Genomic DNA, 9,592 nt, shown 5'->3' on the forward strand with positions numbered 1-9,592 from the left:
CCGTGCCGGCAGGCGTGATCCAAAAGCTGGGTCACGTTCGCCGGAATCGTGGGTCACGTTGCCGGAATCCCTCCGGTCACGTTCACCGGAATCGCGGGTCACGATGCCGGAATCAGCGGTCACGTTGGACCGGAATACTCAGAATGAACTGCCTGCGGGGCAAACGCAGGCTCTTGGCAATCAATTCCCCACCGTCACCCAACTCAACTCAAGCCAGTTGTCCGCCCGGTGCACCACGTTGACATTGCTGCGCGCGGCCCAGGGGATCATCTGCCGGTGCAGCGGCAGCACATGGAATTGCTCTTTGAATTCGGTCAGCGCGGCCTTGATCAACTGCTCGCGCTTGGCCACATCGGGCTCAACCGATGACTGAGCCGCCAGTGCATCGAACTTGTCGTTATGCACATTGCCGTAGTTGTAGGCGCCGATGCCTCGCTCGCCACGGTTGCGAAACACCGGCGTCATGATGGACTCGGCATCATTGATAGCGCCGCCCCAGCCATACAGGAACAAGCTGGTATCAAGCTTCTCCAACTTCGGAAAGAAGGTCACCCGCGGCATCGCCGAGACTCGCACCTTGACCTTGAGCTGCGCCCACATCGCCGCCAGCGCTTGGCAGATTTCCTCGTCATTGACGTAGCGATTGTTCGGGCAATCGAGCGTCACTTCAAAGCCATCGGCGTAACCGGCCTCGGCCATCAGCTTGCGTGCCGCGGCAATGTCAAACGGATAACGCGCCTCCAGCGCGGCATCATTGAAACTCGCTGCGGCCGAGGGCGTCGGGCTGCCGGTCGGCTGGCTCAGGCCATTCATCAGCTTGATGCGCATCGCCTCCACATCCACCGCCTGGTACAGCGCTTTGCGCACGCGGATGTCTTTGAACGGGTTTTTTCCGCTCGCCACATTGGCGTAAAGCAGCTTGTCGCGAGCCTGATCCATGCCGATGAAGATGATGCGATTCTCTGGCCCGTCTATCACCTTGACGCCGCTGGTATTGCGCAGGCGCGGCACGTCGCGCGGGGCCGGGTCGATGACAAAATCAATCTCGCCCGAGACCAGCGCCGCCAGTCGGGTCGCGTCATTGCTGATCGGCGTGAACACCACCTCCTGCAGATTGCCCTCATGCTTGCCCCACCAAGCCGGGTTGCGCTTGTAGACCGTCTTGACGCCGGGTTGGCGCGTTAGCAGCATATAGGGGCCGGTGCCGTTGGCGTTCATGCTGGTGTGGCTTTCCTCCTTGTTCTTGAAGTCCAAGGGCCGCACGGCACGGTTCGCTTCGGCCCAAGGCTTGCTCATGATCCAGAGCAAGTCCAGATGCTGCAAAAAGATCGGGTTGTAGCTGCTCAGCTGGAACTCGACCGTCAGCTCATCGACCTTGCGCGCGCTGCCGACGGCGTTCGCATACACCGACAGCTGCGAGGTCGGGGCTGCCGCGCGCTGAATCGAAAACACCACATCGTCGGCCGTGAAAGGCCGGCCATCATGGAACTTGACGCCCGGGCGCAGTTTGAAGCGCCACAGCAGCGGTGAAACCTGGGTCCATTCGGTGGCCAAGCCGGGTGCAATATTCAGCTTGCGGTCACGCCGGGTCAGCCGCTCATAGACCTGGCCGTTGACCATATTGGTCATGCTTTCGTTTTGCGAATGCGGGTCCATGGTCTGCGGGTCGCCTTGACTGGCCCAGCGCAGCGTTTGTGCCTCGGCCGCCGCGCCCCACTGAGCCAAGGCCAGCACACCCACAAGTGACAAGCGCTTTACCAACTTCATGCGGGGACTCCCGGCGGATTGTTCTGCACCGAGTTTAGGCATGGCGCAGGCCTCAACGGCTCGGGGTAAACCTATAAAAACAGCCCTCGTCGCAAATCAAGCCCTGCGCCAGATCTCATCCAGATGCGTAAAGCCCCAGTCCTGCGGCGACTCTCGCCCGACGATTCGGTCACCCGCGGCGGGGCCCGACAAATCCAGCGTCTGCACCGAGATGGGCAGCTTGGAACGGGTCGAGTAAAACACCCGCACCACGGGCGCGGCCAAGTGCTGCGGATTCATGTCCACCACCACCGCCAAACGCCCGGACTCCAGCTTGACCAAACTGCCGACCGGATAAATGCCCACGCAAATCACGAAGGCCTTGAAAACCGCCGGGTCAAACTGCCCGGTCCATTGGGCCATGCGCTGTATGGAGCCGGCCGGGTCCCACGCCGACTTGTAGGGTCGGGTCGAGGTGATCGCGTCATAGACATCGCACACCGAACCCATGCGGGCCAGCAGACTGATCTGCTCACCTTTGAGCTTTTCCGGGTAGCCGGTGCCGTCCATCTTCTCGTGATGATGCAGGCAGACATCAAGCGCCGACGCCGGCACGCCACCGCTGTCTTTGAGCAATTGATAGCCGCGCACTGGGTGCGAGCGAATCACGGTGAACTCGGCATCGGTCAGCGCCCCGGCCTTGTTCAAAATGTCCAGCGGCATCGCCATCTTGCCGACATCGTGCAACATGCCGGCCAAGCCTGCTTCGCGGGCTTGCTCGTCGTCCAAACCCAGCTGGCGTGCCAGCGACACCATCAGCGCACAGACCGCCACCGAATGCATATAGGTGTAGTCATCCTTGGTCTTGAGCCGCGCCAGGCTGATCAGCGCCGAGGGGTTGCGCGCGATCGAATTGGCAATGTCCTCCACCAAAGGCAGGCATTGATCGGTGTCGATCGCCTTGCCCATGCGCGCCTCGGCGAACAGGGCCGTCACCTGTTGGCGCGACCGGTTCATCACCTGCGTGGCCTGCTCCATCTCGGCCCCAAAGCTGACGCGCGGCGGCTTGACTGATCTGTACGCCACGACTGCCTCGATCGGCTGGCTGGCCTGCGCCAGGGTCGGTACAGCAGGCAGGCCCATCGGCAATGTTGGCGCCGCCAGCTCGTCCGCGACCAAGTCCGCGCCGCGGCTCACATCGATCCAAACCGCGGGCACGCCGCTCTTCAGCAGAGCCGTCAAGTCCGCCTGGTCTTGGATCACGAACTTGGTCTTCCAGAACGGGTGCGACAGCCACGAACCCTCCATCGACTGAAGAAACATGCCCAACTGCACCTGCTGGGTGGAGATCTTTTTTAGCATCGCTAACCGTCACCACGCCTCAATGCGAAATTGCAGGGCAAGTATGGGCCCTGACGGTCGTGTCGAAATTGCCGAAGTACATAAAAAAAGCCGCCATTTAGGCGACTCCTTCGCGTTTCGGCTCGAAACAGTCGGCAGATTTGCCGAGCCGGTTCAGCGGAACTTGCTCTGCGGCACGGTACGCAGCTCGCCCGGCAAGGAGGCCAGATACTTGGCCATGGCCTTCAACTCGGTATGGCTGAATTGCTTGACCTGACCGGCCATGATGGCGTTGCTGCGGCCATGCACCGCACTACCCTGGACTTGGTAGGACTTCAAGGCCACATACAAATAGTCGGCATGCTGGCCGGCAATCTTGGGGTAGGCGCCGTCGATCGGCTTGCTGAAATTGGCGCCATGACATGAGGCGCAAGCACCCTTGTTCAGCAACTCGGTGACTTGCGCGCTGGGTGGAGCGACCGCATCGGGCACGGCTGAGACAGCGGCCTTTTGTTCGTAATAAGCCGCAATTTCGGCCATATCTTGCTCGCTCAAGCGCTGAGCGACGCCGCCCATCGACGGATGTTTGCGCTCATCCTTGGCGTAAGCCGTCAGCGCCGCGACGATGTACTTGGCATTTTGCCCAGCAATCATCGGCACCTTGTGAACCTCAGGAAAACTGGCTTGGTAGCCATGAATACCGTGGCAGCCGATACATGCGGCCACCTTGGTTTGCACGGAGACTTTGCCATCGGTCTTGGCTTGAGCCTCGGCTTGGGCTTGGGCATTAGCGGAGGCGCTGGCGCAAAAAGAGGCGGCCAAGGCGAGCGAGATCTGCAGCAGTTTTTTCATAGTCCCAGGGGTCTTGGTCTGAATCCGATCGGCATTATAGAGGCCGCCTCTATACTCAATCGACCCAATCTCTTGTTTGATCTATCCCATGAAATTTGCAGGTTCGGACCAATACATTGCCACCGCTGACTTGATGTTGGCCGTCAACGCCAGCGCCACGCTGCAGCGCCCACTGCTGATCAAGGGCGAACCCGGCACCGGCAAAACCATGCTGGCCGAGGAAGTGGCCGCAGCGATGGGCATGCCCCTGCTGCAATGGCACATCAAGTCGACCACCAAGGCCCAACAAGGCTTGTACGAGTACGACGCCGTCAGCCGCTTGCGCGACAGCCAGCTCTCTGGCATCGAGGGCGCCGAGAAGGTCAAGAACATCGAGAACTACATCGTCAAGGGCGTGCTCTGGCAGGCGTTCGAGGCCGATCAGCCGGTGGCGCTGTTGATCGACGAGATCGACAAGGCCGACATCGAATTCCCCAACGACTTGCTGCGCGAGATCGACCGGATGGAGTTCTATGTCTACGAGACCCGCCAGTTGATCAAGGCCAAGCACCGGCCGCTGGTCTTCATCACCTCGAACAACGAGAAGGAGTTGCCCGACGCATTTTTGCGCCGCTGCTTCTTTCACTACATCAAGTTCCCCGACCCATCGACGATGCAGGCCATCGTTGACGTGCATTTCCCGGGCCTGAAGAAGGAGCTGCTGGCGGCCGCGCTGAGGACCTTCTTCGAGGTGCGCAATCTGCCCGGCCTGAAAAAGAAACCGTCCACGTCGGAGCTGCTGGACTGGCTCAAGCTGTTGCTGGCCGAGGACATCCCCGTCTCGGCACTGCAAAGCCAGGACGAAAGAATCAGCATCCCGCCCCTGGTTGGCGCCTTGCTCAAGAACGAGCAAGACCTGACCCTGTTCGAAAAGCTCCTACAGATGCAGCGTCATAACCGCTGATTCCCACATGACTTCAGACATCAAAAAGGCCGCCCTTGAAGGCTTGGCCGACGCCGCCGGCTTTGTGCTCGGCGCCTTGGCCGGCTGGCAGCTTGGCACGGCCTTTGGCTATGACTTCGTCAACACGCCCGGCTGGGGCTTGCCGCAGTTGACCGGCCTGCTCTTCATCGTGCTCGGTTGCGGTGCCGGCCGTTTGCTGTTTCGACGCTTGCTCAAGCAGTACTTTGGACCGGACAGAACGTGAGCAAAGCCCGCAAATTTGATATTGAAGCCCTGTGGCAGATTGAGCGCATTGGCGCACCCAGCCTGTCGCCCGATGGTGCGCAAGCGGTGGCCGGTCTGGCGTGCTTTGACATGGCAGAGAACAAAAGCCAATCCAGCCTGTATCTGCTGTCGACCGCGGGCGGTGAGCCGCGCCGCCTGACCAGTGCCGGCGACAAAGACGCTGCGCCGCAGTGGAGCCCCAGCGGTGATTTGATCGCCTTTGTGGCCAAACGCGAGCAAGAAGGCGTCAAGGACGAAGAGCCGCAGCTCTATCTGATCGCGCCGCACGGCGGTGAGGCGCGTCGACTCGGGCCCGTCGCTACCGGCGTGGAGGCCTTCAAGTGGTTCCCCGATGGCCGGCGCATCGCCTTCATGTCCTGGGTCTGGCCCGACTTGAAGGGCGCGAAAGCGCAGGCCAAGGCGCACCAAAAATTCAAGGCCCGCAAGCAGACCGGCTATGTCACCAGCGAGGCGTTCTACCGCTATTGGGATCACAGCATCCCGATGGGCCGGGTCGCGCATCTGCACGTCATCGACGTGCAGACCGGCAAGACGCAAGACCTGTTCGAGGGCAGCGATTTTGAGCTGAGCCGCGCCGATGCCGGCCATGATTGCTTCGACATCTCGCCCGATGGCCGCCGCATCGTCTTTGCCTTCGACCCGGCACCGGAGAAGAAGGTCGGCAACTGCTTCGCATTGGCCGAGCTGACGCTCAAATCGAGCGAGTTCCGCACCTTGTTGCAAGATGCCGCCTGGGACTTCGGCGCGCCGCGCTACAGCCACGCCGGCCAGCACTTGGCGTTTTTAGCCAGCCACCAGGGCCTCAAACACACGATGCCGGCACAACTGGCGGTGCTGGACACCCATGGCCAATGGGCGGTGGTGTCGGCCGACTGGGACCACGAGGTTACCGCGCCGCTGGTGTGGGCCGACAATGATTTGTCAGTGCTGTACTGCGCCGAGCAGGCGGGCCGCCGCCACCTCTGGCGCTTTGATCTGCCCACCACGACAGCCGCGATCGAGTTCGAGGGCGGTCACGCGACCAGCTTCTCGGCCGCCGCCGGCGTCATCGTCGTCAACCACGACAGCGTGCACTTCCCGCCGCGCCTGTCGGTGCTGGACGAGAACAAGGCAGCGCAGCGGCTTGAGTCCTTCAACACCGACTTGCTGGCCGCGCACCAGTTCTCCAAGGTCGAAGAAGTCTTCTACGCCGGGGCTGAGGGCGAGCAGGTACAAATGTGGCTGACCTACCCGCCCGGCTTCGATGCCAAAAAGAAATATCCGGTCATGCATCTGATCCACGGCGGCCCGCACACCGCCATGGGCGACAGCTGGCACTGGCGTTGGAACCATCAGGTGTTTGCCGCCGAGGGTTATGTGGTCGCCAGCGTCAATTACCACGGCAGTTCCAGCTTCGGCCACGCTTTTCTCGACTCGATCACCCACCGCTGGGGCGAGCTGGAACTGCAGGACATCGAGGCCGGCACCGACTGGATCTTGAAGAGGCCCTGGGCCGACAAAAGCCGTGTCTTTGCCACCGGCGGCAGCTACGGCGGCTTCATGGTCGCCTGGATGAACGGGCACGTGCAGCCTGGGCGTTACCAAGCCTATATCTGCCATGCCGGCTGCTTCGATTGGCAGGCGATGTTCTCGGACGATGCCTACACCTGGCATGCCAAGGAGCTGGGCGCCAACTATTGGGCCGACCCGGCAAGAATAGCCGCGCAAAGCCCGAGCAGCTTCGCCCAGCATATGCGCACGCCCACCCTGGTCATCCACGGCGCGATGGACTACCGCGTGCCCGACGCCCAAGGCCTGGCCTACTACAACACGCTCAAAGCGCGCGGCGTTGATGCCCGCCTGCTGTGGTTCCCGGACGAGAACCATTGGGTGCTCAAACCGCAGAACAGCCAGCTCTGGTATGGCGAGTTCTTTGACTGGTTGAAGCGCCATGCCAGCAAGGCCAGCGGCAAAGACGGCGGCAAGGGTGGCGGCAAGGGATAATCGCCAACCCGCCCTGACCGCCTCCTTGCCGCCCTCATGCTGATCAAATTCTTCTACACCCTGCGAGCCGCCAAGCTGCCGGTATCGGTGCGGGAGTTTTTGAGCCTGCTTGAAGGCCTGAAGGCCGGCGTGATCGGAGCCGAGGGCGCCGCCTCGATCGATGATTTTTACTATCTGGCCCGCACCACCCTGGTCAAGAACGAGGCGCTGTTCGACAAGTTCGACCGCGCTTTTGGCGCCTATTTCAAGGGCGTGGAGCTGCTGACCGACTTCAGCCAAGACGTGCCGCTGGAGTGGCTGCGCCAACACTTGCAGCTGGCGCTGACGCCCGAGCAAAAGGCCGCGGTCGAGAAGATGGGCTGGGACGAGCTGATGGAGACGCTCAAAAAACGCTTCGAGGAGCAGAAAGAGCGCCACGAAGGCGGCAGCAAATGGATCGGCACCGGCGGCACCAGCCCGTTTGGCAACAGCGGCTATAACCCGCAAGGCATACGCATAGGGGGGACAAGCAAGAACAAAAGCGCGGTCAAGGTCTGGGAGCAGCGCGCTTACAAAGACTATGACGACCAGTTGGAACTGGGCACGCGCAATATCCAGGTGGCGCTGCGGCGCTTGAGGAGATTCGCCCGCGAAGGCGCGGAGCTGGAGCTGAATCTGGATGACACCATCCACAAAACCGCCGCCAATGCCGGTTTTTTGGACATCCGCATGCAGCCCGAACGCCATAACAAGGTCAAGGTGCTGCTCTTGATGGATGTGGGCGGCACCATGGACGAGCATGTGCACCGGGTTGAGGAGCTGTTCTCGGCCGCCAAGACCCAGTTCAAGCATCTCGAATTCTTCTACTTCCACAACTGCGTCTATGACTTTGTGTGGAAGAACAACCGGCGCCGCTTTGCCGAGAAGACCGCCACGTGGGACCTGATCCGCAAGTACAACAAGGACTACAAACTGATTTTTGTGGGCGATGCGACCATGAGCCCGTACGAGATCTTGCAGCCCGGCGGCAGCGTCGAATACAACAACGAAGAAACCGGCGCCGAATGGCTGCAAAGGCTGACCCACGGTTTCCCGAACTACGCCTGGATCAACCCCGAGCCGCAAGGCGTTTGGCAGTACCGCCAAAGCGTCGCCTTGATTCAGCAACTGATGCAGCAGCGGATGTTCCCACTCTCGCTCAGCGGGCTCGAAGGCGCGATGCGTTTGCTGAGCAAATGAGGCCTAACTTTGACTTGAAGCGGATGCTGGGCGTGCTGGCCTTGCTGAGCTTGGGTGGCTTGGGGGGCCTGAGTGGATGCAGCACGCTGCAAGAATTCCGCGACAGCCTCAACCCCAAGGCCGCGGCCGAGCGCCAGGCCAAGGCCGCGCAGACCAGTGGGCGGCTGGTGGCCGAGTACAAGCTGGTCGTGATTGCGCCCACCAGCAAACTGCGTGATCTGCTGGAGACGCATCTGGATCTGGCACGCTTTCGCACGGCCCCGGAGGATCAGCGCCTGAGCCCGCAAGAGCTGCGCCGGCTCAGCAGCGCCGCACCTCTGCAGGCGCGAGCCTTGCTGGAGACCGAGGGCTTTTTCAATGCCCAGGTGCAGGTTGAGAACAGCGCCCCTGATGCCAGCAGCGAAGACTACAGCCGCCCCACCATCACGGTCAGGGTCGAGCCCGGCCCACAGACGCTGGTCACGGCGCTGACGCTGGATTTCAGCGGCGAGTTGCTGCAACCGATTGCTTACGACAGCACCGCGAACAGTGCAGCGGACAGCCCCGCCTCCGCGCCCAGCGAACGGCTGCTGACGCAAAAGAAGCGCCAACGCGAGCGCATGCTCAGCGACTGGGGCCTGCAAGTGGGCGAGCCCTTCACGCAGGGCGAGTGGAGCGGCGCCAAATCCGCCATGCTGGGCCGCGCGCGTGCGCAGGGCTATCCGCTGGCGCGCTGGGCCAGCTCGGCGGCCCGTGTGGACACCGAGAGCAATAGCGCCGAGCTGAGCCTGGAGCTGGCCAGCGGGCCGCTGTTCCGGCTGGGCGACATCAAGATCAGCGGCCTCAACCATCTGCCGGCATCGGTGGTGGAGCGGCTGGCCGGCTTCGAGCCGGGCGACCCCTACTCCGAGCGCGCGATGCTGGACTTTCAGGAGCGCCTGCTGCGCACCACCCTGTTCGACAGCGCCAGCGTGGACATCCGGCCCGAAAATGCGGTGGCCGAGATCGCCGAAATCGTCGAGGTCGCCGAAGCAGCTGCCGAGGCCACCACGGCGGCGGCGGTGACGCCCGGATCTGCCGGCGAAGCTGCCCTGGCCAGCGTTCCGGCGCCGATCGCCCCCGGCCTGTCCAACCCAAGTCCCGCCACCGCCAGCCCCGCCACCGCCAGCCCGGTCTACGTCTTGGTCAAGGAAGCCCCGCGCCAGCAGGTCACCCTGAGCTTGGGGTTCGACACCGCGACCGGCC

The 9,592-nt window shown here is 62.2% G+C and carries 8 protein-coding genes; 5 read left to right on the plus strand and 3 right to left on the minus strand.

What is annotated here, in order from left to right:
- Nucleotides 1-180: 180 nt before the first annotated feature.
- The 3 genes from RMO57_RS13250 to RMO57_RS13260 form a co-directional block, all read right to left on the minus strand.
- Nucleotides 181-1,767, minus strand: coding sequence for an ABC transporter substrate-binding protein (locus RMO57_RS13250; RefSeq protein ID WP_310387325.1), 1,587 nt, complete (start codon nt 1,765-1,767; stop codon nt 181-183).
- A 96-nt stretch (nt 1,768-1,863) separates the two neighbouring features.
- A complete protein-coding gene (locus tag RMO57_RS13255) occupies nt 1,864-3,108 on the minus strand; it encodes an HD-GYP domain-containing protein (protein ID WP_310387327.1) in 1,245 nt (414 codons plus the stop codon).
- Between the two features lie 153 nt (nt 3,109-3,261).
- Complete coding sequence (locus RMO57_RS13260) at nt 3,262-3,939, minus strand: c-type cytochrome (RefSeq protein WP_310387330.1); 678 nt, start codon at nt 3,937-3,939, stop codon at nt 3,262-3,264.
- Nucleotides 3,940-4,027: 88 nt separating this feature from the next.
- Here RMO57_RS13260 and RMO57_RS13265 point away from each other — a divergent pair, with 88 nt between their 5' ends.
- The 5 genes from RMO57_RS13265 to RMO57_RS13285 all read left to right on the plus strand — a co-directional run.
- A complete protein-coding gene (locus tag RMO57_RS13265) occupies nt 4,028-4,882 on the plus strand; it encodes a MoxR family ATPase (RefSeq protein ID WP_310387332.1) in 855 nt (284 codons plus the stop codon).
- Between the two features lie 7 nt (nt 4,883-4,889).
- Complete coding sequence (locus tag RMO57_RS13270; protein WP_310387333.1) at nt 4,890-5,126, plus strand: hypothetical protein; 237 nt, start codon at nt 4,890-4,892, stop codon at nt 5,124-5,126.
- Nucleotides 5,123-7,150 carry a S9 family peptidase gene (locus tag RMO57_RS13275; RefSeq protein ID WP_310387335.1) on the plus strand — a complete coding sequence of 676 codons (2,028 nt, stop codon included), beginning with the start codon at nt 5,123-5,125 and terminating at the stop codon, nt 7,148-7,150. Before RMO57_RS13270 ends, RMO57_RS13275 begins: the two co-directional genes overlap by 4 nt.
- Nucleotides 7,151-7,186: 36 nt before the next feature.
- On the plus strand, nt 7,187-8,368 hold the full coding sequence (locus tag RMO57_RS13280; protein WP_310387337.1) for a vWA domain-containing protein: 1,182 nt from the start codon (nt 7,187-7,189) through the stop codon (nt 8,366-8,368).
- A partial coding sequence (locus RMO57_RS13285; protein WP_310387340.1) for an autotransporter assembly complex protein TamA occupies nt 8,365-9,592 on the plus strand: 1,228 nt, incomplete at its 3' end. The genes RMO57_RS13280 and RMO57_RS13285, both read left to right, overlap by 4 nt.

The sequence above is a fragment of the Roseateles sp. genome (assembly GCF_031397715.1).
Taxonomy (GTDB): Bacteria; Pseudomonadota; Gammaproteobacteria; order Burkholderiales; family Burkholderiaceae_C; genus Paucibacter_A.

Excerpts from the sequence above, each read along its gene's own strand:
- RMO57_RS13250 (WP_310387325.1), bottom strand. The coding sequence starts at position 1,767 with ATGAAGTTGGTAAAGCGCTTGTCACTTGTGGGTGTGCTGGCCTTGGCT.
- RMO57_RS13255 (WP_310387327.1), bottom strand. The coding sequence starts at position 3,108 with ATGCTAAAAAAGATCTCCACCCAGCAGGTGCAGTTGGGCATGTTTCTT.
- RMO57_RS13260 (WP_310387330.1), bottom strand. The coding sequence starts at position 3,939 with ATGAAAAAACTGCTGCAGATCTCGCTCGCCTTGGCCGCCTCTTTTTGC.
- RMO57_RS13265 (WP_310387332.1), top strand. The coding sequence starts at position 4,028 with ATGAAATTTGCAGGTTCGGACCAATACATTGCCACCGCTGACTTGATG.
- RMO57_RS13270 (WP_310387333.1), top strand. The coding sequence starts at position 4,890 with ATGACTTCAGACATCAAAAAGGCCGCCCTTGAAGGCTTGGCCGACGCC.
- RMO57_RS13280 (WP_310387337.1), top strand. The coding sequence starts at position 7,187 with ATGCTGATCAAATTCTTCTACACCCTGCGAGCCGCCAAGCTGCCGGTA.